Raw genomic sequence first — 25,603 nt, forward strand, 5'->3', positions numbered from 1 at the left:
CTCCATGATATTGGAAGTACTTCGGCAGTGCGCAACGATTAACAAGGAGTTCGCAGTCTGCTGCGGAACTGCAATAATATCAGGAAGCTCGGCTGCGCTGTCATTGCGGATGGTGCAGGAAGCAAGAGCGAATAACATAATGGCAACGAATTGAAGTGGCCGCATGTTCCTCCCTCTCGTGTTCTGGCTAAGAACACGGGACAGTTACGTTTAGCAAGGCACGAAACCAGGCACGAAAACGGGACAGCTACGTTTATCAGGTCTGCTCATGCCGTTGCCGCCTTCCGCGGCCGGCCGCGCGGCCGAAACGTGTGCTCCAAGACCCAGCGCCGCCGCCGTCCGCCTCACCAACGACGAATGGTAGCCGCCACCACCGGCGAAGGTGCCCATGCGATCGACGCCGCGATGGAGCACGTGGCAGACGTAGCTGCCGGGCGCAGGTCGAGTCCATCGCCTCCGGACCCGAGGCGCCAGCGCTCCCCCACCTCCTCCCACCTTCGCGGATGGCCAATCGGACCAGTTCCGCCGCGGCGTGCCCATCGAAGTTTCGGCAGCAGATCGCCCCAGGCGGCGTGCCGGAGCGTCGAGACCTGCTCCCCGCCTCGCTCATAGACTGGTGGGCGTCTCAAAGGAGCATCGAGTGACCCGATCCGCCCCGACTCTCGACCAGGCCACGCTCAACCCGCTGCACAGCAGTGAGCAGCGGCGGCAGACACTGTTCATGATCCTCGGCGGGGTGTTCCTCGGCAATGCGCTCATCGCCGAGATGGTCGGCGGGAAACTCTTCGAAGTGCCGGCCGTGGTCGTGGACCACACCTTTACGCTCAGTTGCGGCGTGATCATCTGGCCGGTCGTCTTTGTCACCTCGGACATCATCAACGAGTACTTCGGCCGCCCCGGCGTCAAGCGCCTGAGCCTGCTGGCGGCGTGCGTCATCGCTTACGCCTTCTTTGCCGTGTGGCTCTGCCAGTTCGTGGAGGCCCCGGCGTACTCGCCCATCGACGATGCGTCCTTCGACCGCGTCTTCCTGCAGTCGCAGTGGATCATCGTCGGCTCGATCGCGGCGTTTCTGCTCAGCCAGTTCATCGACGTCATGGTGTTCTGGATCGTGCGTCGGCGCACGGGGCACCGCCTGCTCTGGCTGCGCGCCACGGGATCGACGCTGGTGAGTCAACTCGTCGATACCTTCGTGGTCGGGTTCATCGGCCTCTACCTGCCGTGGAAACTTGGCTATTCCGAGGCCGACGACGATTTTACTTTTCTCAAGTATCTCAATACCTCCTCCAGCGGCTACATTTTCAAGTTCGTCATCGCCCTGGGCGTCACGCCGCTGCTGTATGTGATCCACTACTTCATCGATCTCTACCTCGGCGGGGCGTCGGAGCGGATCATTGAAACCGTGGCCGGCGCCGAGGGTGCGTCAGACCGCGATGTGGGCGTGCAGTGATCGAGGGAGGCGCGGACCGGCCGCGCCTCGAATGAACGTGACAAACCGACTTTCCGGAGCGAACATGCGGCGCCGAACAGTTGCGAGTGCGATAGCCCTGCTGATGCTCATCTCCGCCACCGGCGCCCTCGCGCAGGACCGCCAGCCGGAAGCGATCGCGTCGCTGCAGACGGTGGCCGAGTCGAGCGATTACACCGCGACTTCGACCTACGCACAGGTTGTGGAGATGATCAACGCGATGGCCAGCGCCTCGCCGCTGGCCAATCGCATCGACATCGGCACGACGGTGGAGAATCGCGCGATCCCGATGCTGGTCCTGGCCGATCCGGGCGTATCTTCGCCTGAGCAGGCGGCAGCGCAGGAGAAGATGGTCGTGTTGATCATTGGCAACATCCACGCCGGCGAAGTGGCGGGCAAGGAGGCGCTGCTGGCGCTGGCGCGCGAGGTGCTCGCCGGCGATGACGCCGACCTGCTCGACCACCTCGTGCTGTGCATCGTGCCCATCTACAACGCCGATGGCAACGAGCGCTTCGGCCTGGACAACCGCCCCGGCCAGATCGGGCCCGAGAAGGGCATGGGCGTGCGTCCCAACGCGCAGGGCCTCGATCTCAATCGCGACTTCACGAAGACGGATGCGCCCGAGACGCGGGCGCTGGTGAAGGTCATGCGCCAGTGGAACCCGGATGTGTTCATCGACACGCACACGACCAACGGCTCGCTGCACCGCTACCTCATCACCTACACCGGCCCCAAGTCGCCCGCCGGCGATCGTGAAATCATCGACTACGCGCACGACACGATGATGCCGCGCATCACGGCGTCACTCAAGCAGCGCACCGGCTACGACTCTTTCTTTTACGGGAACTTCGACCGGGACCACACAAAGTGGGAGTCGTACCCGGCAGAAAGTCGCTACGGCACGACCTACTTCGGCCTGCGCAACCGCATCAGCATCCTTTCCGAGGCGTACGCCTACGCCTCGTACAAGGACCGCGTGCTCGGCTCGCTCGAATTCGTGCGCGAGTGCCTGCGCGACATCAGCGCCAACCGCGGCGAGATCAAGTCGGTGCTCAGCGCCGCCGACGAACGGGCCAAGCACAACTCGGGCAGGACGATCGTGCTGCGTTCGAAGTTCAAGGCGCGGCCGGAGAAGGTAACGGTGCTGGGGCAGATTGAACAGAATACCGGCAAAGAGCGCATCGGCGTTGAGCCTTGTGACTACCTGGTGGACCTCGTTGACGACTTCGAGGCGACGCTCGAAACCACCATGCCCGTCGCGTATTTGCTGCCTCCTTCGCTCCGCGAGACCGCGATCGAACTGCAATGGCACGGCGTATCGGTGCTCGAATTGCGCGAAGACATCGAGCTGAACGTCGAGGTCGATCGCATTACTTCGCTCAAACCTGCCAATCGCGAATTCCAGAACCGGCGCACTCAGACCGTCGAGGCCGAGCGGCGCAGCGGCCTGATGGGCGTGCCGGCGGGCACGCTCGTGGTGCGCCTGGATCAGCCGCTGGGCCGCCTTGCGGCGTACCTGCTCGAAGCGCAGAGTGACGATAGCTTCGCCTTCTGGGGCATGCTGCCTTCTCTGCGGGAGGGAGAAGACTATCCCATCATCCGCTGGCCCGAGGAGGAGCAGCCCCTGCTCACCACGCCCTATCGCCCGCTGGACGATGAGCGCACGTTCGGGCGCATTGTCACCGAAGAAGTCCTGCGCGACCGGCGCGGCATGCCGAGTTTCAGCGGCAACGCGGTTAACGTCATCCGCTGGCTCGATGATGAGCACTACCTCATTAACAAGGGTGGCCTGCGAAAGGTGAACGCAACAACCGGCCGCAGCGAGCGCTGGGAGCAGGCGGAGGAGATAGATTCAGCCGCCATCGCGCGTGCGCTCGAGGGCCTGCCGACGATGGACAGCCGCGCTGCGCGGAATTACGCGAATCAGGCGGCGCGCTCGATGGACGACGGGCGGACGGGCGCGCTTTTCAACCACGAGAACGATCTGTATTACGTGTCGGCGGACGGCTCGGTCGCCAAACGCCTCACCAGCACGCCGCAGCGCGAAGAACTCGCCCGCTTCAGCCCCAACGGCCTGTTCGTCGCATTCGTGCGCGACAACGATCTCTTCGTGGTTGACGTCGCCACAGCGACCGAGCGCGCTCTGACCACCGGCGGCAGCGACACGCTCCGGCGCGGCAAGGCCGACTGGGTGTATTACGAAGAACTCTTCGGCCGCAACTGGAACGCCTACTGGTGGAGTCCGGACTCCTCGCGCATTGCGTTTCTTGAGACCGACTCGTCGATGGTGCCCGAGTTCACCATCGTCAATGATGCGCAGTACCAGCAGCGCGTCGAGGTGGCCCGCTATCCCAAACCCGGCCAGCCCAACCCCGTCGTGCAACTGGGCATCGTCACGGCCGCGGGCGGTGAGCCGCAGTGGGTCGATCTGTCGAGTTACGAAGCGGCGGATCGGCTGATTTCCGAAGTCGGCTGGTGGCCCGACAGCGAATCCGTCTACTTCTACGTCCAGAATCGCATCCAGACCTGGCTTGACGTCTGCCGCGCGCCCGCGCAAGGCGGCGAACTGACGCGGTTGCTGCGCGACCAGACGGCTGCGTGGATCGAGTCGCCCGGGCCGCTGCGCTTCCTCGACGGCGGCGGGTTCCTTATGTCCAGCGACCGCGCGGGGTGGCGCCACTGGTACCGCTACGACGCGGATGGTAACCTCATCGCGCCGCTGACCGTCGGCGAAGGGGAGATGCGCGGCATCGAGCGGCTCGATCTCGAGAACAACCTCATCTTTACAACGGGCATGCGCGACAACCCGATTGGCTCGGACCTTTATCGCTTCGAAGTCGGCGCCGGCGAGGGCAAGCGCCTCACCAACGGCCAGGGTTCGCACAACGTCAGCATCAGCCCAAGTGGGAAGTACTTTGTGGACTCGTGGTCGAGTTTCGGCCAGACGCCGCGCGTCGAATTGCGCGATGCGGAAACCGGCAGACTGCTGCGCACCATCGACAGCAATCCCGTGTACGTGCTCGAGGAGTGGAACCTCGGCCGCGAGGAGCACGTGGTCATCTCGGCGCGCGACGGCTATCCGATCGACGCGACGGTCTTCTACCCGGCGAAGTTCGATGCGCGCCAGCAGTATCCGGTCTGGTTCACCACCTACGCCGGACCGCACGCGCCGACCGTGTCCGACCGGTGGTCCGGCGGGCGCGTGCGCGACCAGCTGCTGGCCAATGAGGGCATCGTGCTCTTCGAGATGCACCCGCGCTCGGCGAGCAACCGCGGCTCGGTTTCCACGTGGACGGCGTACAAGCAGCTTGGCGTGTCGGAACTGCGCGACATCGAAGACGCCATCCGCTGGCTCACCGCCAAGCCGTACATCGACGGCGAGCGCGTGGGCATGTCGGGGCACAGTTACGGCGGCTTCATGACGGCGTTCGCCATGACGCACAGCGATCTCTTCTGCGCCGGCATCGCGGGCGCGGCCCCCACCGACTGGCGCGAGTACGACTCGATCTACACCGAGCGCTACATGAGCACGCCGCAGGACAATCCTGAAGGCTACGACGCGACTTCGGTCATCCTCGCGGCGAAGGACCTGCACGGCCGGCTGCGGCTGCTGCACGGGGCCATCGACGACAACGTGCACATGCAGAACACGACGCGGCTGGTCAAGGCCCTGCAGGACGCCGACAAGGATTTCGAACTGATGATCTACCCCGGCTATCGCCACGGCATCTTCAACCGCCATTACCAGCGCACGACCAACGAGTTCATTCTCGAATCGCTGGGCGTCAAGAAGGAGAATCGCAATCGGCCAGCCGAACCGCTGCGCGCAACCGAACGATCACAGGCGGACGGGTGGTATGATGAAGGCGATTGACGGGCCGGGGTCTGACGCAGGGCCGGAGACAACCGATGACACACAGCAAGAGGGCGAGCCGGGTTCTTCTGCTGGCTGTGCTGGCGATGCTCTGTGGCCTTCCGGCGCCTGCTTCGGCTCAGCCGGTGCCCTTTCCCGATCTCTCGCACGAGTCGCTGCTCGATGATCTCGACGTGGCAGCGATCGCCGATCGCCTGCGCCTATCGCAGGAAACCCATGTTGAGATTCTCATCATCGGCGATGAATATGTACAGTGGCGGCGCGGCGTGGCGAAGGAGACTGAGGAGAAGACGCTCGACATCATCAAACGTCAGGAAGAATACCAGGCCAAGATGACGGACGAATCGCGGCGGCTCGTGCCCGAATACTTTGAGAAGTGGCGGGCGGCGAGCCAGGAGTGGAACGAGCACCGGCAGCGCGCGATCGAACTCGCCGAAGACATCCTGCAGCGCCACGACGCGGCCGTCGCTTCCATCAAGCAGTATCTCACCGTCGAGCAGCAGCAGGCGCTCGATGAAGTGCTGCGCGGCATCCGCCGGCGGCGCACGTGCGCCTGGAGTCCGCACTACCCGGTCGAGCGCGCCGATCTCGTGCAGATCTTTCTTGAGTCTGATCTGCTGTCGGAGCCCGAGAAGGAACTCGTTCGACCGATACTCCAGCGCTACGCCGAAGACTTCGATCTGGCCCTGCGGCAGCGCAACGAACATACCCGGCGCGAGCCCGTGGAAGTGATGAAGGATTTCGCCCCCACCAGCGTGGATGCGCAGATTCACGGATCGGGCCACACGCCCGAGGAACTCCAGGCCCTGTTTGCGCAGCAGACCAAAGAAAGAAGTGTGCGGCGGCTCGAGCGGTTGCGCCCGATCATGGCGGCCCACCGCCGCGTGGCGGACGTGAACCTCGCCTACTTTCGCCTGTGCGCGGATCAACTCAGCCCCGAAACCAGGACCCGCGCCGAGCGGGAGTTCTGGCGCGTGTCGTACATCTTTGACGGTGCCATGGAATCGGAGCGGGTCGCGGACCGGTTCATCGCCGAAGTGCTGGCGATGGAGGACCTCACGCCCCAGCAGCGGGTGGCGATCGAGTCGATCCGCGACGATGACTGGTGGCCGCGCCGCCGCGCGATTGAGACGGTCCTGCGCCGCCTCACGGATGAGCGGGCTCAGCAGTGGGAGGAGCAGCAGATGGCCACCTCGCGCGACAAGTGGATCACGCCGCACCACGAGCAGATGGAGAACCGCCGCCTGCTGGAGGAGGAGATCATCCGCCGCGTGGTCGAAGTGCTCAGCGAGTCGCAGCGTCAGCAGGTGAAGATTCCGCAGGCTTGATGCACCGGCCGCACCTGTTGGCCGTAATCGCCGGTATCATCATCCGCTCTGCTCAGGCGCGTGGCCGGCAGCGCGGATCGTTGCCCTGCGAGGAAACCGGCGGATGAATCTCGACTGGATCGTGCAGGGCGGGCCGGTGATGTATCCGCTGCTGGCGTGCTCGCTGGTGTCGGTCACGATCACCCTCGAGCGCGCCATCTTCTGGAGCCGCGAGCGGCGCAGCCGCGACAGCGCGCTGCTCGACCAGTTGGCCGAACTGCTCGCGCGCGGCGAGGTGGCCCGGGCCCAGCAGGCAAGCGAAGGCTCGCGCGATCCGATCGTGCGCGTGTTGCGCTTCGGGCTCGAACACCGGCACGACTCGCTCGAAGCCGCGCTCAAACTCGCCGCCAACGAAGAGATCCGGCGCATGCGCCGCTATCTCAAGATCCACGACACGATCGTCACGCTCGCGCCGCTGCTTGGGATTCTCGGCACGGTGCTGGGCATCATCACTTCCTTCGATGTCATGGGCAGCGCCGGGGTGGACAATCCCATCGCCGTGACCGGCGGCATCGCCGAAGCGCTGCTCACCACGGCCGTGGGCCTGGTCGTCGCGATGCTCTCGCTCATCCCCTACAACTGGTTCAGCGCGCGGCTCGACGAAGAGGTGAGCGTCTTGGAAAGCCGGCTGACCAGCTTTGAGATCATGTACCGCAAGGGGGTCGCCGGCCGTGCATCTTGAAAGCGGCATCGGTCGCAGGCGGGCCCGCGTGGAGATGATCCCTCTCATCGACTGCATGTTCATTCTGCTGGTCTTCTTCATCTACTCCATGCTCTCGATGACCGTGCAGCGCGGCGTGTCGGTGCAGCTGCCAGTCGGCCGGCAGGTCGATCGCATCGTCGACGAAGCCGTCGTCATCACTGTCAGTGACGCCGGCGAGTTGTATGTGAATCAACTGGCGGTGTCGCTCGACGGCCTCGAACCGGCGCTGCGGCAGGCGATCGGCGCGGATGAGTCGCAGCGCATCGTCATCAACGCCGATGCGCAGGCGCGCCACGGCCAGGTCTTTGCCGTGCTCGATCTGCTCCGCAACCGGGGGTGGACCAATGTGTCTATCCTCTCGACGGAGGCGCTCCAGCCGTGAGTCGAACTCTCGCAGCCGCCGGTCTGATCGCGTCGGGCCTGCACGTCGTTGTGCTGGCTGCGGTGGCATCGTGGAGCGATTCAGGCCAGTCGGGTCCGGCCGAGCCGCGGCCGCTGCGGATTGGGTTCGTCGAACTGCCCGCGCCGGCCGCCACGGTGGAGCCGATCGAAGCCGAAGCGCAAGTGACCGAGATCGAAACGGAGCAGCCTCCCGCCGAAGCTGACGCAGATGAACCGGTTGAGCCGGCCCTCGTCGAAGCCGAACCGATCGAGATCGAGTCCGAGACTGAGGTGAAAGTGAGCGAGGATGTCGCCGCGCCGGCGCCTTTCGAGGAGTCGGTGGTCCAGAATACTGAATCGCCAGTAGCGCCCACTGCTGCCGTCATCGAGACGCCGCAGGCACCCGCGCCACTCGAAGCGGCGCGGGTCGTGCATCGCCTCGCCTCGGCGCCGCCATCCCGGCTGCTGGCGCTGCTGACGCCGAATCTGCAACGCGCCGCAGCCCGGCCGGTGAAACAGTCGCCGCCGCCCGTCGCGTCGGCCCCGCCGTCGGCGCCTCGGGGCGAGCGGATCGACCCGGTGCTCGAGCATCGGCCCAAACCGGCGTATCCGGCCGTGGCGCGGCGGCGCGGCTACGAGGGCACCGTCGTGCTGCGCATCGAAGTGCTGGAGAATGGACGCGTGGGGGATGTCCAGGTGCGGCAGTCATCCGGCTACGATGTGCTCGATCGACAGGCCGAGCGCACGGTGCGCCAGCATTGGCGCTTCAGGCCGGGCCGGCTCGACGGACGCGTCGCCGCGCTGTGGGTCGATATTCCCATCGAGTTCCATCTCATCGATTCCTGAATCTGAATCGTGGACGAATCACAACGGCGCGGCAGCGCCGGGAAGGACGGGGTTATGACGGCGCTCATCCGGAAGTTCAATCGTGAAGCGATGATCGGCGCAGCGTGTCTGGCGGGATTGGCAGGCGCGGCGATCGCGGCGACTGGTCCCGACGACTGGACGCAATTCCGCGGGCCCAACGGCAACTGCACCACCGACGAGACGGGATGGACGATGCAGGGAGCCGAGGCGCCGGTGTGGAAGCGCACCGTCGGCCTGGGCTACTCATCAGTCTCCATCGCCAACGGCCGGCTCTACACCATGGGCTATGACGTCGAGCGCGGCCTGGATGGCATCTATTGCCTTGATGCGCTGACCGGCGACATCATCTGGGAGCACCACTACCCCGCCGAGCGCTGGGACCGCAGCCACAACGGCGGCACGCTGGTGACGCCGGGCGTCGATGGCGAAGATCTCTACTGCTCGAACCGCGAAGGACGCTTCTTCTGCTTCGACGCCGCGACCGGCAAGATCCACTTCGAGAAAAACCTCAAAGATGAATACGGCTTGAACTTCCCGCGCTGGGGACTGGCCGCCTCGCCCATGATCCTGCCCGAGATGGTCGTCATGAACGTCGGCAAGGTCGTGGCCTTCGAGAAGCGCACCGGCAAGGAACTCTGGGCCACATCAAAGAACTACGGCGACGCCTACTGCACACCCGTGGAGTTCGAACTCAAAGGCGATGCCTGCCTGGCCGTGTTCAACCAGACCGGGCTGGTCGTGCTCGATCGAAAGACCGGAGAGGAAAAGGTTGTTCATTCGTGGGAGAACCGCGCCAACGTCAACGCCGCAGCGCCCATCGTTATTGGCGAAAAGGTGTTCATCTCCTCGGGCTACAACCGCGGGTGCGCCATGCTCAGTCTCGCCGACGAACAGCCCGGCGTCGTGTGGGAGAGCAAGGAGATGCGCAATCACATGGCGCAGTCCATCCTCTACAAAGATCATCTGTACGGCTTCGACGAGGCGGTGTTCAAGTGCCTCGATCTCGACGGGAATGTGAAGTGGCAGCAGCGGGGCCTGGGCAAGGGCGCCAACATCATGGCCGACGGCAAGCTCGTGCTGCTCAGCGACAAGGGTGAACTCATCTTCGTCGAGCCCACGCCGGCCGAGTATCGCGAACTGTCTCGAACCAAGGTGCTCGACGGCGGCGTCTACTGGACGTACCCGGTGCTCGCCAACGGCTACTTCTACTGCCGCAACAGCCTCGGCGACATCGTCTGCCTCGACCATCGGGCAAGGCAATGATTGAACCGTCTCGGTCCGAACCATTATAAACGGTCGCCGGATGGCGCCGTCCATCTGCAACGGAGGTGCGTCGTGTTCGTTTCGCTGATGCAACGCATGGAGTCTCGATTCGCGCCCTGCGGCCTGGGTCTCGTCGCGGCCCTTGCCTGCGCGCCCGCAGGCGCGGCAATCGACGACTGGACCCAGTGGCGCGGCCCCGCGGGCACGGGCATCTCCGCTGAGACGGCCTGGGCAGCTCAGGGGAGCGCCGAACCGCTCTGGAAGCGCGACGTCGGAATGGGCTACTCGTCCGTCGTCGTGGCTGGAAATCGCCTCTACACCGTCGGCTGGATGGAAAGCAGCGAAGAAGACGTCATCGCCTGCCTCGACGCCAAGTCCGGCGAACAGATCTGGAGGCATTCCTACCCGGCCCAGCGGTGGAACAAGTTCCACGGCGGGGGCACGAACTGCACGCCCTCTCTCGACGGCCCGCGCCTCATCGTGCTCAATCGCGAAGGCCGCCTCAACTGTTTCGAAGCCTCAAAGGGCGAAGTGCTCTGGTCGAAAGACATGGTCAAGGAGTTCGGCGCCCAAGTACCGACGTGGGGCTTTGCCGCCTCGCCGCTTGTGCTTGACGAAATGGTCGTCATCAACGTCGGCACGGTCGTCGCGTTCGACAAAGTCAGCGGCGAGATCAAGTGGACCAGCGCCAACCTTGGCCACGCCTACTCGACACCCACTGCGGCAGAGTTTGACGGCAAGCAGTGCCTGGTCGTGTTCAACGGCGACGGCGTCGCGGTGCTTGATCGCGCCACCGGCCGCACGCTGGCCACGCATGAGTGGAAGACGCAGTATGACGTGAATGCCGCGTCGCCGATCGTCAGCGGCGATCGAATCTTCGTCTCCTCCGGGTACAACCACGGCTGCGGCGTGTTCCGGTTCGACGGCAAGGAGCTGACCAAATCCTGGGACAGCAAGGTCATGCGCAACCACATGAGCGGCTGCGTGCTGATTGACGGATATCTCTACGGCTTTGACGAAGCCGTGCTCAAGTGCATCGATCTCGATGGCGCCGAGCAGTGGGCCGAGCGAGGCATGGGCAAAGGCGCCCTGTCCGCCGCGGGCAAGCGGCTGCTCATCATGTCCGGGAAAGGCGAGTTGATCATTGCCGACGCTTCGCCGGAAGGGTTCGTCGAGCTGTCGAGAACAAAGGTCGTGGACGGCGGCGTGTGCTGGACGACGCCGGTGATCGCCAATGGACTGATCTACTGCCGCAACAGCCTGGGATCGCTCGCGTGCATGGACCATCGTGGGCAGTGATCGCGCTTCATCGCCACTCAATCGAGGAAACCCCTTCATGAACATGCTGCGTCACGGCGTCATCGCCGTTCTCTCCTGCTCTGTCTTTGCGCTGTCCAGCGCCCAGGCGGCTGTTTCCGCTGGCGATCCGGTGCGCGGCGAGTGGCCGTGCTGGCGCGGGCCGGATCAGAACGGCATCTCATCCGAAGCCGGCTGGGTCGTCAATGGCGCCGATGAGCCGCTCTGGACGGCCCAGGTCGGTCTGGGCTACTCCGCCGTCGCCGTCCACGACGGCCGCGTGTTCACGATGGGCTTCGACGAAGAGCGCTCGGTGGACATGATCATCTGCCTCAGCGAAGACACCGGCGAGCAGGTGTGGAAGTACGAATACCCGGCGGAGATCTGCAACAACGGCCACGACGGCGGCACGCTCTCCACGCCAACCGTCGATGGACAGCGCCTGTACACCAAGAACCGCGAAGGCAAGTGTTACTGCTTCGACGCCGCATCGGGAAAGGTGCTCTGGTACAAGGATCTCCAGGCGCTCTACGGCACCGAGATGGGCCTGTGGGGCTTTGCGTCGGCGCCGCTGATCGTCGAAGACGCCGTCATCGTCGATGCCGGGATCACGCTGTCGCTCGACAAGGCGACCGGCGATCTGCTCTGGAAGACGAAAGACTACGGCCAGGGCTATTCGACGCCGATCGACTTCGAGTACGGCGGCAAGCGGCTCATCGCCGTCATGAACGCCTCAGGGCTCGTCATCCTCGACGCGGCCGATGGACAGGAGCGCTACTTCCACGAGTGGAAGACCTTCAACAACATCAACGCCGCGACTCCCATCATCATCGGCGATCGCATCTTCATCTCCTCGGGCGCAAACCACGGCTGCGCCATGCTGCAACTGCACGAAGACCGCCTCGAGGTCCTGTGGGAGAGCAAGGTGCTCAAGACCGCGATGAACGCAGCCGTGCTGTGGGACAACCACCTTTACGGCTTTGACGACGGCGTTCTCAAGTGCGTCGACCTCGATGGAAACGAGAAGTGGATGGAGCGCGGGCTGGGGCTGGGCGCGATGATGATCGCCGACGCGAAGCTGATCGCACTGGACAAGAACGGCGGCCTGATCATCGCCGACGCCAATCCCGTGCGCTACAACGAGATGTACCACGTGCAGGTCCTCGATGGCGGAAAGTTCTGGACCACGCCTATCCTGACCGGCGGCCGAATTTACTGCCGCAGCAGCCTGGGCGAACTCGTCTGCCGCGACCATCGCGGGCCGGCGTGATCGACGAAGGCGAACGGGCGACCGAGGCGGGTTGGGTGCGCGTGTCCCGCGTCCCGACCGATCACTTCAACTTTCCACTTTCTGAGGCAATCCATGACGGACCGTTTCACAGTCGCGGCTCTGTGTGCACTCGGCGTGGCCGTCTCCTCCGCCTGGGCGCAGGACGCTCCGCCCGAACAGCCGCCGACGGAGCAGCCGCCGCCGCAGGACGTCGGAGATTCTCCCGAAGCCCCCGAGAGTCCGCAGCCGCCGGCCGAGAGTCAGCCGCAGCGCGTGGTGCGCTTCGAGCCGATCGTGGTGACGGCCCGCAAGTGGGAGGAACTGCTGCGCGACGTGCCCGGCAACGTCGATGTACTCAATGAATCGTTCCTCGAAGACTCCGGCGTGCGCACCATGCGCGACGCTTCGTTTTTCGTCCCCAACCTGTTCATCAACGAGTTCTCATCGCGCCGCCTGACGTTTCCCACCATGCGCGGCGTCGGCTCGGGCATCGGCGACCCGGCGGTCACGACCTACATCGACGGCGTGCCTCAACTCACGAACAACAGCACCAACCTGCCGCTCATCGACGTGGAGCGCATCGAGTTTCTGCGCGGCCCGCAGGGCACCCTGTACGGTCGCAACTCCATCGGCGGCGTGATCAACATCCTCACCAAGCGGCCGAGCAACGAGCCCGAATTCCGCGTTGGCGGCATGTGGGGTAATTACAGCCTGCAGGAATACGACGTCTCCGCCAATGTGCCGCTGATCGAAGATGAACTCTTCGCGAGCTTCTCGGGCCTGTTCTCGAAGCGCGATGGCTACACGGAGAACCTCGCGACGGGCAACGACGTCGATTTCCGCGAATCGTTCTTCGGCCGCGGTCAGATCCTCTGGACGCCGAGCGAGCAGTCGGAGTTTCGCCTGTCGATCTTCGGCGAGACTTCGGATGACGGCGGATTCGTGCTTTCCGAACTCAATGGCCTGCGGCGCATGCCGCATCGGATCAATCAGGATTTCGAAGGCCGCGCCGACCGCGATCTCTTCGGCGCAGCCCTGACGTGGAACTACTACGGCGAAAGTGTCGACTTCGTCTCCATCTCCGCTTTCGAGGACTGGGAAATCCACGAGACCTCGGACTTCGACTTCTCCATCATCGACGGCATCCGCCGCCGGACCGAGGAATCGCAGTATTACTTCAGCCAGGAGTTTCGCCTTTCTTCAGCCGAAGGAAGCGAACTGGCGCTCGGCGATGAGATGCAGCTCCGATGGCTCGCGGGATTGAGCGTCTTCGTTGCCGATTCTGACCGGCTGGCGGCGAACAACTTCCGCCCCGGCGGCGCTGGCATTCTCTTCCCGCCGGCGCAGGTCGGCCTCGACACGCAGTTTGGCAACTTCGACGACTTCGGCATCGCCGGCTTTGGGCAGGCGACGCTGCAGGTCAATCCCAAGCTCGATCTCACCGCCGGCCTGCGGTACGACTACGAGCACAAAGAAGCGACGGTGAACCACACGTTCGAAACCGGCGGCTTCACGGTGCTATCCACCACGACGAGCATCGACCGCGACTTTGACCAGGTCGTGCCCATGTTCGGCGCCACCTACGACTTCGCCGACAACGTGACGGCCTACGGCTCGGCGGCGATGGGCTTCAAAGCAGGCGGTTTCAACCTCAACGCACCCACGGGCCGCCTGGCCTTCGACCAGGAAACGAGCTGGACGTACGAAGGCGGATTGAAGACAACCTTCCTCGACGAGCGCCTGGCGATCAACGCGTCGGCGTTCTACATCGACTGGGACGACCTGCAACTGTCGCTCTTCGACGCCATGGCGGGCGGCTACATCGCCAACGCCGCGTCGGCGACGAGCAGAGGATTCGAGCTTGAACTGAACATCAAGCCCGCCGAAGGGTGGGACCTGTTCGCCGGCCTTGGCTACACCGACGCCGAGTTCGAGAACTTCATCGATCCATACGGCACCGACGTGAGCGGTCGCAAACTCGCCTTTGTGCCTGATCGCACGTGGAACCTCGGCGCTCAGTACACCGGCACGATCAACTCGACCACGCAGTGGTACGCGCGCGGAGAGTACGTCGGCGTGGGCACCTACTATTACGACGCCGGCAATCGCGCGAGCGAGTCATTTGAACTGGCGAACTTCCGCCTCGGCGTGCGCAGCGGCAATGTGAGCGTGGAGGGCTGGATCCGCAACGCGTTCGACCAGGACTACGTGCTGGTGGCTTTCCAACCCAGCCCGGTCGATCCGAGCGTGTTCGTCGGCGAGAGCGGCGCGCCGCAGACGTTCGGCGTGACGGTGAACATCACGTTCTGACGGCCACGCGTGCGACGCCGAGGCGAGATGGAGATTGGGGACGAGACATGCGAACACTTCAATTCAACCCCACGATCAAGCGGCTTGCACGATCGACGGCACTGGCGGCGTCGCTGACGACCGCCCTCGCTCACGCCGAAGACTGGCCGAGTTGGCGCGGCCCGAACCAGAACGGCACATCCAGCGAGCGCGGCCTGCCCGAACAGATTTCTTTGACAGCGCCGACCCTCGCCTGGTCGCAGCCCATCGCCAGCCGCGGCACGCCGGTGATCTTCGACGGGCGCGTGTACACCCTTGGCTACGAAGGCGCGGGGCCGGACCTGCAGGAGATCCTGCTCTGCCTCGACGAGAAGACCGGCGAGAAGATCTGGGATCGACGAGCCAACGACTTCATCAGCGACATCGTCTACAACCGCTACGCCATCTGCTCGCCCACGGTGGATCCGGAGACCGGCAACGTCTACTGGACCACGCACGCCGGCCTCTTCTCCTGTTTTGATCGCGATGGCAAGCTGCTCTGGCAGCACTCGATGATGGAAGAGTTCGGCCGAACGACCTATCCGAACGGCCGGACCGTCGCGCCAGCCATCGACGGCGATCTGGTGATCGTCCACGGCATGACCTCTTCGTGGGGCAAGCACGGCCCGACGCGCAACCGCTTTCACGCGTTCGACAAGCGCACCGGCGATCTTGTGTGGACCGCCACACCTGAGGGTGGGCCCAAGGACAATCCATTCTCCCTGCCCGTGTTCGAATGGCGCGACGGCCAGCGCCTGCTCTACGCCGGCACCGCCGAAGGCTGCGTGGCATGCGTCAATGCGAAGACCGGGGACGTCGTGTGGAAGATGCCCATCACCGTCGGCGGCGTCTGCGCTTCGACGCTGCTCTACCGCGACACGCTCATCGCGGTGCACGGCACGGAGAATCTCGACTCTTCCGACTCCGGACGCATGCTCGCCATCCGCCTCGGAGCGACCCCGGAAGCCGGCAAGCCTGGTCCGGTTATCCTCGGCGCTGACCATGAGGCATGGCGAAACGGCGTTGAGTCGTTCAGCAGTTCTCCCGTGCTGGTCGGAAACCGCGTTTACGTGACGAACATGACCGGCGAGCTGCTGTCGGTCGATGCTGACACCGGCCGCATTCTCTGGTCGCAGAAACTGGCCGCCACGCAAATCCACGCCTCACCCGCCGCCGGCGAAGGCCGCCTGTACGTTCCGATGGCCAACGGCCTGTTCTACGTCATCGAGCCGACCGACGCCGGGCCCAAGGAACTCTCGAAGGTGCAGCTGCAGGGCGAGTGCCTCGGTGCGCCGGCAATCGCCAACGGCTGCGTGTACATCCACACGACCGAAAAGTTGTACTGCTTCCGCGGCCCGGGCGCCCTGCAGGCGACCAAGACCATCCGTGCTGCGGAAATCGAGCCGGCCCGGGGCGAGGCGAGCCGCCTGCTGATTGTCCCCGCCGAAGTCAATCTCGTGCCAGGGCAGACGCAGCCCTTCACCGCCCGGCTTGTCGATAAACACGGCCTGGTGGTGCAAGCGCAGCAATCCGGCATCACCTGGAATCTCAATCCCAAACTCCCAGTGAGCGCGGGACCCAACGGTGAACTCATCGTTTCCAGCAGCGCTAAAGGCGGCGCGGCCGAAGTCGAGGGCGAGTGCAACGGACTCAAGGCGACCGTTCGCCTGCGCATCACGCCACGCCTCGAGTTCACCGAAGATTTTGAATCCACCGCGCTGACTCAAACGCGCGAAGGCTCGGATTACAACGCGTTTTCGTTCCCGCCGGGGCAGTGGTTTGCGGCCCGCGTGCAATGGGAAGTCGTCGAGAAGGACGGCGGCAAGGTGCTCGCCCAGACGCTCGACAACCCGCTCTTCCAGCGCACCCAGTCGCTGATTGGCAATCCCGACAGCCGCAACTACACCATGCAGGTGGACATTATGTCCGACGGCAACCGCCGGCTGATGTCCTCGGCGGGCGTGATCAATCAGCGCTACCTCATCATGCTCAAGGGCAACTACCAGGAGATCGAGATCTCCTCGAACATGGAGCGGATCAAGGAATCGGCGCCGTTCAAGTGCCGTCCCAACGTCTGGTACCGCCTGAAGACGCGCGTGGACGCCCAGCCGGACGGCTCGAACATCATCCGCGCCAAGGCATGGGAGCGTGACCAGCCCGAACCGGATGAGTGGACGATCGAAGTGCGCCACGAGAACGGCCACACGCACGGCGCGCCGGGAATCTACGGCTTCGTCCCCCAGAGCCGCTTTCGCGTCTACCTCGACAACATCACCGTGACCGCCAACGACTGAAACGATTGGACCCGCCATGAACGTGCGTAATGCAGTATCTCTTACCCTCGCCGCCGCGCTGGCGACGACGGCGCCGAGCCGGGCGCAGGACTGGCCGATGTGGGGCCGCGATATCACCCGCAACATGGTCTCGAGCGCCACCGGACTCCCCACCGAGTTCAATGCGGGAGAATTCATCGGCGCTTCGGATCAGATCGACGCTTCGACCACCCAGAACATCAAGTGGATCGCCAAGCTGGGCTCACAGGCATACGGCAACCCGACCATCGCCAACGGCCGCGTCTACGTCGGCACGAACAACGACTCGCCGCGCGATCCTCGCTTCAAGGGCGATCGCAGCGTGCTCTACTGCTTCGACGAGAAGACCGGCGAGATGATCTGGATGCTCAACTGCCCCAAGCTCGGCACGGGAAAGGTGAGCGACTGGGAGTATCTGGGAATCTGCTCCTCGCCGTCGATCGACGGCGACCGCGTCTATCTCGTGACCAACCTGTGTGAGGTCGTTTGCCTCGATGTGAATGGCATGGCCAACGGCAACGACGGGCCATTTCAGGACGAGGGCCAGCACATGGCCGGGCGCGGCAACCCACCCATGGAAGTAAAGGACACGGACGCCGACATCATCTGGACGCTCAACATGATTGACGAGTGCGGCGTGTTCCCGCACAACATCACCTCGAGCAGCGTGCTTGTCGTCGGTGACTACCTCTGGGTGACCACGTCCAACGGCGTGGACTACGGGCACGTCGAAACGCCCTCGCCCATGGCACCAAGCCTCATCCTGGTTCGCAAGGCAAGCGGAGAACTGATCGCCGAAGAGGCCTCGGGCCTCAGCCAGCGCATCTTCCACTGCAACTGGAGTTCGCCGGCCTACCTCAAGAACGATTCCGCCGACCTGTGCGTCTTCGGCGGCCCCGACGGCTGGTGCTACGGCTTCTCGCCTGACCCGACGGTCGATGAAGACGGCTATCCCATCCTCAAGGAACTGTTCCGCTTTGACTGCAACCCGCCTGAGTATCGCACGCGCGATGGCAAGCCAATCAAATACGCCACGCGCGCGGGCCCGAGCGAGGTGCTCGCCACTCCCGTCGTCTACAACGGCCGCGTCTACACCGCGATCGGCCAGGACCCGGAACACGGCGAAGGCGCCGGCAATCTCGTGTGCTTTGATCCGACCAAGACCGGCGACATCACGCAGAGCGGCAAGGTCTGGTCGTATCAGAAAATCGCCCGCTCGATTTCGACGCTGGCGATCCATGACGGCCTCGTGTTTGCGGCTGACTTCTCCGGCTTCGTCTACTGCCTCGATGCCGAAACCGGAGAGGAGTACTGGGTCCACGACACCAAGGGCCACATCTGGGCCTCGCCGCTTGTCGCCGACGGCAAAGTCTACATCGGCAACGAAGACGGCTACATGACCATCCTCAGCGCCGGCAAGGAGTACAAGCTCATCAACGAGATCGACATGAAGTCGCCGGTCTATTCGAGCGCCGTCGCAGCCAACGGCACACTCTACGTCGCCACGCATACGCACCTCTTTGCCATCGCCAACACCGCCGCAGGAGCCGAGTCCAAGGAGCAGGCCCCGTGATGCCGGCGCGCCGCTCGAGTGCGTGGTGGGTGATCTGGGCGCTGGCGGCGGTGCTGTTCGTACTGCACCAGGACTTCTGGTTCTGGGATGACCGCACGCTGGTGCTGGGCTTTCTGCCCGTCGGGCTGGCGTATCACGTGGCCTACTCGGTCGCGGCGGCCCTGCTCTGGTTCGCGGCGGTCCGCTTCGCCTGGCCGCATCACATCGAAGAATGGGCCGACGGGATCGAATCCGGTCCGAACCCACCCTCTCCGCGGATGAAGGCATGATGCTCACCATGGCTCAGGCATCCCTGGTTCCTCTGTGGATCATCGCCGGCTACCTGGCGCTGCTGCTCGGGCTGGGCGTCGTATCGAGCAGGTTCTTCAAGGGAACCGCCGCCGACTACTTCGTCGTCTCCCGGTCAGTGGGCTCGTTCCTGCTGCTGATGAGCGTGTTTGGCACCACGATGACCGGCTTTGCGCTGGTCGGATCGACGGGCGAGTCGTTCGCCAAGGGCATCGGCGTATACGGCCTGATGGCCTCGTGGAGCGGCCTCATTCATTCCGCCGTGTTTTTCCTCATCGGCATCCGCCTCTGGGCGGTGGGGAAGCGCTACGGCTACGTCACCCAGTGCGAGTACTTCCGCGATCGATTCGATTCGCCGGCCCTGGGCTACATTCTCTTTGCGATCCTCGTGCTGCTGCTCATTCCGTACCTGCTTGTGGGCGTCATTGCATCGGGCCGCTTCATGCAGGCGACCACAGCCGGCATGTTTCCCGAAACCTTCGTCATGACGCTGCCCAATGGCAACCCGCATCCGCTGACGGGTTCGCTGCCGCTGTGGCTCGGATCGCTGGTGGTCTGTCTCGTCGTGCTCGGCTATGTGTTCTTCGGCGGCCTGCGCGGCGCCGTCTGGGCCAACACGTTTCAAACGATCGTGTTCATGATCACCGGCGTGGTGGCGTTCTACCTCATCGCGCAGAAGTTCGGCGGAATGCAGGCGGCGTCGGCGAAACTGCTCGAGTCCACCAGCGCCGAACGCGCTGCGCGCGGTTCGCAGATCGGCCAGGCGCAGTTCTTCACCTACTGCTTTGTACCTCTGTCGGTGGGCATGTTCCCGCACCTGTTTCAGCACTGGCTCACGGCGCGCAGCGCACGGAGCTTTCGCCTCACCGTCGTTGCCCACCCGGTGTTCATTGCCATCGTCTGGATGCCGTGCATCCTCATTGGCATGTGGGCGGCGGGCCTCTTTGCCGACGGCGGGCTGCGCCTGCCCAAGAATCCCGACGGCACGCCGATCTCCAACGCCGTGCTCGGCGCCGTCATCAACCAGCTCGTGCACTCCAACGTATTGAGCGGGCTTGTCGGCGCCGGCGTGCTCGCCGCGATCATGTCATCGCTCGATTCGCAGTTCATGTGCATCGGCACGATGTTCACCAACGACATCGTCCTGCGCACCTGCGGCCGCGACCGCTTCAACGACCGGCAGAAGGTGTGGATCAGCCGCGTCTTCATTCTCGCGATCGTCGGCGTCACCTATGGCCTGGCGGTGTACATGATGGGCGACGACCGCCGTTCGCAGAGCGTGTTCGCGCTGGGCGTGTGGTGCTTCTCGGGGTTTGCATCGCTGTTTCCGCTGGTGTTCGCCGCGGTGTATTGGCGGCGCACGACCCGGGCCGGGGCGCTGGCGAGCGTTCTCGTCGCCGCCGCGGTGTGGGCCGTGCTCTTCTATCGCGACATTTTCGCCGAGAAGGCGCCGGGCTCGGAAGACGAAAAGCTGATTCTTGGAATGATGCCCGTCACCTTCATCTTCGCCGCTTCCGCGATCACGCTCATCGTGGTTTCGCTCATCAGCCGCCCGCTCTCCGAGGCAACCGTCCGCAAGTTCTTTGATCCGGATGCGGGAGACCGTCGATGACCGCGGCGACCGACTCTGCACCTCAAAGCGCCCGCGAAGCGCTCAACGCGCATCTGCGCGAGATCATCAGGTGGCACTTCTCGCCCGAGACCGGCACGCCGTTCTGGCTCGACTGGGCGCGCCAGGCCGGGTGGAATCCGATCGACAAGATCCAGACCACGGACGATCTCGTGCGCTTCCCCAACTTCGCCGATGAATCGCTGCGCAACGAGCCGCTCGAGCGCTGGATCCCTGCGGCGTACAAGGGCCGGCCGTTCACGATCTTCGAAACCGGCGGCACGACCGGCATGCCCAAGCAGCGCATCGGCTGGGATGACTACAAGATCGACTACGAGCAATTCTCCGCCACGCTCGCCGACGCCGACTTTCCGCGCAACGGCTACTGGCTCATGATGGGCCCGACCGGCCCGCGGCGCCTGCGCCTGGCCATCGAACACCTCGCCAACTTCCGCGGCTGCTCGTGCTTTTTCGTTGATCTCGACCCGCGCTGGGTTAAAAAGCTGATCGCGAGCAAGCAGTTCGACCAGGCCAAGGCTTACATGGAGCACGTGGTCGATCAGGCCGTCACCATCCTCACTCACCGCCGCGTCGATGCGCTGTTCACCACGCCCAAACTGCTCGAAGCGCTGGCGGAGAAGATCTCGATTCCGGATTGCGGAATCAAAGGAGTCTTCTGCGGCGGCACGACCATGGAGCCGCAGTACACGCGATTCCTCATCGAGGAAGTTCTAGAGGGTCGAACGAAGTTCGTGCCGACCTACGGCAACACGCTCATGGGCCTCGCGTGCCACAAGCCGCTCACACCGGCGGACCGGTATTCGATCACCTACTACGCCCCGCAGCCTCGCGCCATGCTGCGCGTCGTCGATCCGGAGCAGCCAGAGGGCGCGGTGGAGTATGACCAGTGGGGCCGCGTGGAACTGACGACGCTCACACGCGAGTTCTTCATGCCGCGCTTCCTCGAGCGCGATGAAGCCATCCGCCGGCCGCCCTGCGAGCAGTTCGCGTGGGATGGCGTCGGCGAGGTCCGGCCGTTCGGCGCCAGCAAGACGACGATTGTGGAAGGTGTCTATTGACTCTGCCGCACTTTCCCATCCTGCGCTGGGGCGAACCCTACGAGAGCCTCGACGTTGACACCGTCGTGCACTTTGCCACGGGTGAAGAACTCTGCCAGGTCTCGCAGGCGAACCCGGGCTTGATCTCGCGCGACATGCGCCAGGCGCACCAGGCGCGCGAAGCGCTGCGGGCCATTCCCTGCGAGCAGTTGTGCCGCATTCTCAGCAGGGCCGCTGATCTCTTCACAACTGCGCATCTCCCGATGGGCAGTGGCACGCAATCGCCCGACGATTTCGTGCGCTGCCAGAGCGCGACCACCGGTCTGCCCGAGCACATGTGCCGCTTCAACATGAGCAAGCTGCACCACGTGCTCACCAACCTCGACGCGATCCTCAACTCACTGACGCGCGGGCTCGACCGCTCCATCATGACGCGAGGCTACGGCTTCGAGGGCGACGTCATGCGGAGCATGCAGGCGAATTCGCCCGTGCTGGGCATGGTGCTGCCCTCCAATTCGCCCGGCACGCACGGCCTCTGGCTGCCCGTGCCGGCGCTGCAGATCGGCCTCGTGCTCAAGCCCGGGCCGCTTGAGCCGTGGACGCCTTTCCGCATGGCTCAGGCGTTCTTCGAAGCCGGCCTGCCGCGCGAATCGATCGGACTTTATCCGGGCGGCGCCGAAGTCGGCATGGCCGTCGTCAGCCACGTGTCGCGCACCATGATCTTCGGCAGCAAGGCCACCGTCGAGCAGTATCGCGGCAACCCGGCGGTGCAGGTGCACGGCCCGGGCTTCAGCAAGATCATCATCGGCGACGATTGCGTCGATCAGTGGGAGCGGCACCTCGATCTCATGGTGGACAGCATCCTGCTCAATGGCGGGCGAGGCTGCATCAACTGCTCGGGCATCTGGGTCTCGCGTCATGCGCGCGACATCGCCGAAGCCCTGGCGCAGCGCCTCGGCCCCATTGCCCCCCTGCCGCCCGCCGATCCGGCCGCGCCGCTCGCCGCGTTCACAATCGCCGCGCAGGCCGAGGGCATCAACGCGATGATCGAGCAGGGCCTTGCGGAAAGCGGCGTGGAAGACGTAACGGCGCGGCACCGCGACGGCGACCGCCTGGTGGACGGCCAGCGGTGCGCCTACCTTCGACCGACCATCATCCACTGCGATTCTCCGAAGCGAGCGCTGGCCAACACGGAGTTCATGTTCCCCTTCGCCAGCGTGGTCCAATGCCCGCAGAGCGAGATGCTCGCCGCCATCGGCGACACGCTGGTCGCCACGGTCATCAGCGAAGACGAGTCGTTCCGCCGGGCGGCCGTGGACGCCACGAACATCGACCGTCTCAATCTCGGGGCCGTGCCCACGACCCGTCTCAACTGGCTCCAGCCGCACGAAGGCAACATCATCAGTTTCCTGTACCGCGAACGCGCGCTGCAGATCGGATAGCGCGCTGCGCAACGCAATGGCCGCAAAGAAGCACAAAAGTCACAAAACAAGGCGGACGGAACAGTTCTCTCAAACATTCGTTCTGTGCCCTTTGAGCCTCTTTGCGGCAATCCTCGACCCATGATCTCTCGGCCTCCCGATCTTGAAAGTGCCACGACGACGCGCATCGTCTTCGGTCCCGGCTCGCTCGCGCACATCGGCTCGCTGGTGTGCGAGCACGGCGGATCGCGCGTGCTGCTTGTGACCGATCAGGGTCTCGTCCGCGCGGGGCACGCGGCACGGGCGCAGGAGATTCTCGACGCGGCGGGGCTTGAGGTCGCCGTGTTCGACCATGTGCGACCCAATCCGACGGACCGCGACGTGGAGGCGTGCCTCGCCGTCGCGCGGCAGCGCGGGATCAACTTCTTCGTCGCGCTCGGCGGCGGCAGCGCGATCGATGCCGCCAAGGGTTGCAACTTTCTGCTGACCAACGGCGGTTCGATGCGCGACTACAAGGGCCGCGGTAAGGTGAGCACGCCGCTGCTGCCGCTCATCGCCATCCCCACGACTGCCGGGACGGGAAGTGAGGTGCAGTCGTTCGCCCTCATCGCTGACGAGCACACGCACATGAAGATGGCGTGCGGCGACGATTCGGCAGCACCCCGCGTGGCCATTCTCGATCCCGAACTGGCCACGACCCAGCCGCAATCAGTGATCGCCGCCAGCGGAGTCGACGCGATCGCACACGCCGTGGAATCCTGTGTTGCTACGAATGCCACTGATGAGTCGCGGTCGTTTGCAGCCGCGTCATTTGCTCGAAGCGCGCGGCATTTCGAGCGGGTGCTGATTGACGCTCGCGACGTGGAGGCCCAGGGCCAGATGCTGCTGGCGGCGAGCATGGCCGGCATCTCCATTGAAAAGAGCATGCTCGGCATCGCCCACTCGATGGCCAATCCGCTCACCGCGCACTTCGGCGTGGTGCACGGCGTGGCGGTCGGTCTCATGCTGCCGCACGTGGTTGAATTCAACGCGGCCGAGTCGAGTGCGGCCGGGCACTACCGCCTCCTCGCAACCGCAGGTGGATTCGCGGACGGCGCCTCGGGCCTTGCAGCGGCCCTGCGGCGCTGGCAGAATGCCGGGAGAATGCCGGATTCACTCGAATCACTCGGCGTTCCGCGCGAATCCCTGCCCACGCTCGCCGGGGAGGCCGCCGCCCAGTGGACCGCCCGCTTCAATCCTCGAACAGCGACGGCCGCGGACTTGCTCCGCCTGTACGAACAGGCGTATCGATAGATGTGCATCCCTACAGTTCTGGCAATGACCGCAAAGACGCGACGCATCAGATGCGCGGCCCTGGTGAGCCTTTCCCTGCTCACCGGTATGGTGGCGTGCGATCGCTCCGATCCCCCGGGTGACGAAGCCGCTCCTTCATCGGCGCCGGCCGCGCCGTCGATTGACGCTCAGTGGCCGATGTTCCGCGGCAACCGCGCCCAGACCGGCGTGGCGGATGGATCGCTCTCTACTCCTCTCGAACTCAAATGGACCTTCAGGGCCAATGAGGCCATCACCTCTTCGCCGGTCGTGCGCGATGGCCGCGTCTACGTCGGCTCGGACGATGGTCATCTCTACGCCGTCGATCTCAAGACCGGCGAACTTGCCTGGAAGTTCGCGTCGGAGGACACGATCGAAGCGCCGCCGATGATTCTTGACGGCGTGGTCTATGTCGGCTCTTCTGACTTTCGCATGTATGCCGTGGATGCGGCCAGCGGTAAAGAGAAGTGGCGCTTCGAGGCAGATGAGAAGATCCTCAGCGGCGCCAATTGGATCGAAGGCTCCGACGGCGCCAAACAGATCATCTTCGGCTGCTACGACAACAAACTGTATTGCCTCAATGCCGCCGACGGCGCCAAGGTCTGGGCATACGAGACGGACAACTACGTGAACGGCACGCCCGCGGTGGATGACGGCCGCATCGTCTTCGGCGGCTGCGACTCGTTTCTTCACGTGGTCAACGCTGCGGACGGCTCCATGCTCAAGCGCGTGCCGCTCGGCGAGGAGTGCTACGTGGCCGGCTCGGTCGCCATCGCCGGCGGCCACGCGTACTTCGGGCACTACGGCAACGCCTTCATCTGCGTCGATCTGGCCGATGGCCAAACGAAATGGACCTACGCCAGCCCCCGCTACCCGTTCTTCTCCGCGCCGGCCATCGGCGGAGACCGCGTCATTTTCGGCGGGCGCGACAAGCAGGTGCACTGCGTAAACCGCAGCACCGGTGAAGCGATCTGGACGTTTCCCACGAATCGCCAGGTCGACTCTTCGCCCGTGCTCTGCGATGGAAAAGTGGTGATCGGCTCGGGCGACGGGCGGCTGTTTGTTCTCGATTCTGCAACGGGACACGAGTTGTGGTCGTATGACCTTGGGAAGTCGATCATTTCCTCGCCCGCCGTGGTCGATGGCGTGGTGCTGATCGGCTGCAATGACGGCGGCCTCTACGCCTTTGGGCGCGCTTCCGAGCCTTGACGAACTGA

18 protein-coding genes are annotated in these 25,603 nt (G+C 64.4%); all 18 read left to right on the forward strand.

What is annotated here, in order from left to right:
• Positions 1 to 640 precede the first annotated feature (640 nt).
• The 18 genes from IT430_08875 to IT430_08960 all read left to right on the forward strand — a co-directional run bounded on the left by IT430_08875 (position 641) and on the right by IT430_08960 (position 25,595).
• Positions 641 to 1,447 (forward strand): queuosine precursor transporter, encoded by an 807-nt coding sequence (locus IT430_08875; GenBank protein MCC6908038.1) that lies wholly within the window; start codon positions 641 to 643, stop codon positions 1,445 to 1,447.
• A gap of 64 nt (positions 1,448 to 1,511) precedes the next feature.
• Positions 1,512 to 5,339, forward strand: coding sequence for a DPP IV N-terminal domain-containing protein (locus IT430_08880; protein ID MCC6908039.1), 3,828 nt, complete (start codon positions 1,512 to 1,514; stop codon positions 5,337 to 5,339).
• 35 nt (positions 5,340 to 5,374) lie between these two features.
• On the forward strand, positions 5,375 to 6,667 hold the full coding sequence (locus tag IT430_08885) for a hypothetical protein (GenBank protein MCC6908040.1): 1,293 nt from the start codon (positions 5,375 to 5,377) through the stop codon (positions 6,665 to 6,667).
• Positions 6,668 to 6,770: 103 nt separating this feature from the next.
• Complete coding sequence (locus IT430_08890; protein ID MCC6908041.1) at positions 6,771 to 7,388, forward strand: MotA/TolQ/ExbB proton channel family protein; 618 nt, start codon at positions 6,771 to 6,773, stop codon at positions 7,386 to 7,388.
• Positions 7,389 to 7,416: 28 nt separating this feature from the next.
• On the forward strand, positions 7,417 to 7,791 hold the full coding sequence (locus IT430_08895; GenBank protein MCC6908042.1) for a biopolymer transporter ExbD: 375 nt from the start codon (positions 7,417 to 7,419) through the stop codon (positions 7,789 to 7,791).
• Complete coding sequence (locus IT430_08900) at positions 7,788 to 8,636, forward strand: energy transducer TonB (protein ID MCC6908043.1); 849 nt, start codon at positions 7,788 to 7,790, stop codon at positions 8,634 to 8,636. The genes IT430_08895 and IT430_08900 overlap by 4 nt, the downstream gene beginning before the upstream one ends.
• 9 nt (positions 8,637 to 8,645) lie before the next feature.
• Positions 8,646 to 9,920 carry a PQQ-like beta-propeller repeat protein gene (locus tag IT430_08905; GenBank protein ID MCC6908044.1) on the forward strand — a complete coding sequence of 425 codons (1,275 nt, stop codon included), beginning with the start codon at positions 8,646 to 8,648 and terminating at the stop codon, positions 9,918 to 9,920.
• A gap of 96 nt (positions 9,921 to 10,016) precedes the next feature.
• Positions 10,017 to 11,219 (forward strand): PQQ-like beta-propeller repeat protein, encoded by a 1,203-nt coding sequence (locus tag IT430_08910; protein ID MCC6908045.1) that lies wholly within the window; start codon positions 10,017 to 10,019, stop codon positions 11,217 to 11,219.
• Positions 11,220 to 11,256: 37 nt separating this feature from the next.
• Complete coding sequence (locus tag IT430_08915; GenBank protein ID MCC6908046.1) at positions 11,257 to 12,486, forward strand: PQQ-like beta-propeller repeat protein; 1,230 nt, start codon at positions 11,257 to 11,259, stop codon at positions 12,484 to 12,486.
• Between the two features lie 93 nt (positions 12,487 to 12,579).
• On the forward strand, positions 12,580 to 14,796 hold the full coding sequence (locus IT430_08920) for a TonB-dependent receptor (protein ID MCC6908047.1): 2,217 nt from the start codon (positions 12,580 to 12,582) through the stop codon (positions 14,794 to 14,796).
• 47 nt (positions 14,797 to 14,843) lie between these two features.
• Positions 14,844 to 17,108 (forward strand): PQQ-binding-like beta-propeller repeat protein, encoded by a 2,265-nt coding sequence (locus tag IT430_08925; GenBank protein ID MCC6908048.1) that lies wholly within the window; start codon positions 14,844 to 14,846, stop codon positions 17,106 to 17,108.
• Between the two features lie 16 nt (positions 17,109 to 17,124).
• Positions 17,125 to 18,699: a PQQ-binding-like beta-propeller repeat protein gene (locus IT430_08930; protein ID MCC6908049.1), complete on the forward strand. Its 1,575-nt coding sequence runs from the start codon at positions 17,125 to 17,127 to the stop codon at positions 18,697 to 18,699.
• The gene (locus IT430_08935) at positions 18,696 to 18,968 is read left to right on the forward strand and encodes a DUF3311 domain-containing protein (protein MCC6908050.1); all 273 of its coding nucleotides are present in this window, start codon (positions 18,696 to 18,698) and stop codon (positions 18,966 to 18,968) included. Before IT430_08930 ends, IT430_08935 begins: the two co-directional genes overlap by 4 nt.
• 8 nt (positions 18,969 to 18,976) lie before the next feature.
• Complete coding sequence (locus tag IT430_08940) at positions 18,977 to 20,599, forward strand: sodium:solute symporter family protein (protein MCC6908051.1); 1,623 nt, start codon at positions 18,977 to 18,979, stop codon at positions 20,597 to 20,599.
• A complete protein-coding gene (locus IT430_08945; protein ID MCC6908052.1) occupies positions 20,596 to 21,675 on the forward strand; it encodes a hypothetical protein in 1,080 nt (359 codons plus the stop codon). The genes IT430_08940 and IT430_08945 overlap by 4 nt, the downstream gene beginning before the upstream one ends.
• Positions 21,672 to 23,096, forward strand: coding sequence for an aldehyde dehydrogenase (locus tag IT430_08950; protein MCC6908053.1), 1,425 nt, complete (start codon positions 21,672 to 21,674; stop codon positions 23,094 to 23,096). The genes IT430_08945 and IT430_08950 overlap by 4 nt, the downstream gene beginning before the upstream one ends.
• Positions 23,097 to 23,216: 120 nt before the next feature.
• Positions 23,217 to 24,368 (forward strand): iron-containing alcohol dehydrogenase, encoded by a 1,152-nt coding sequence (locus tag IT430_08955; GenBank protein ID MCC6908054.1) that lies wholly within the window; start codon positions 23,217 to 23,219, stop codon positions 24,366 to 24,368.
• Positions 24,369 to 24,431: 63 nt separating this feature from the next.
• Positions 24,432 to 25,595: a PQQ-binding-like beta-propeller repeat protein gene (locus IT430_08960; protein MCC6908055.1), complete on the forward strand. Its 1,164-nt coding sequence runs from the start codon at positions 24,432 to 24,434 to the stop codon at positions 25,593 to 25,595.
• Positions 25,596 to 25,603: the final 8 nt, after the last annotated feature.

This window comes from Phycisphaerales bacterium (assembly GCA_020852515.1).
GTDB lineage: Bacteria > Planctomycetota > Phycisphaerae > Phycisphaerales > UBA5793 > UBA5793.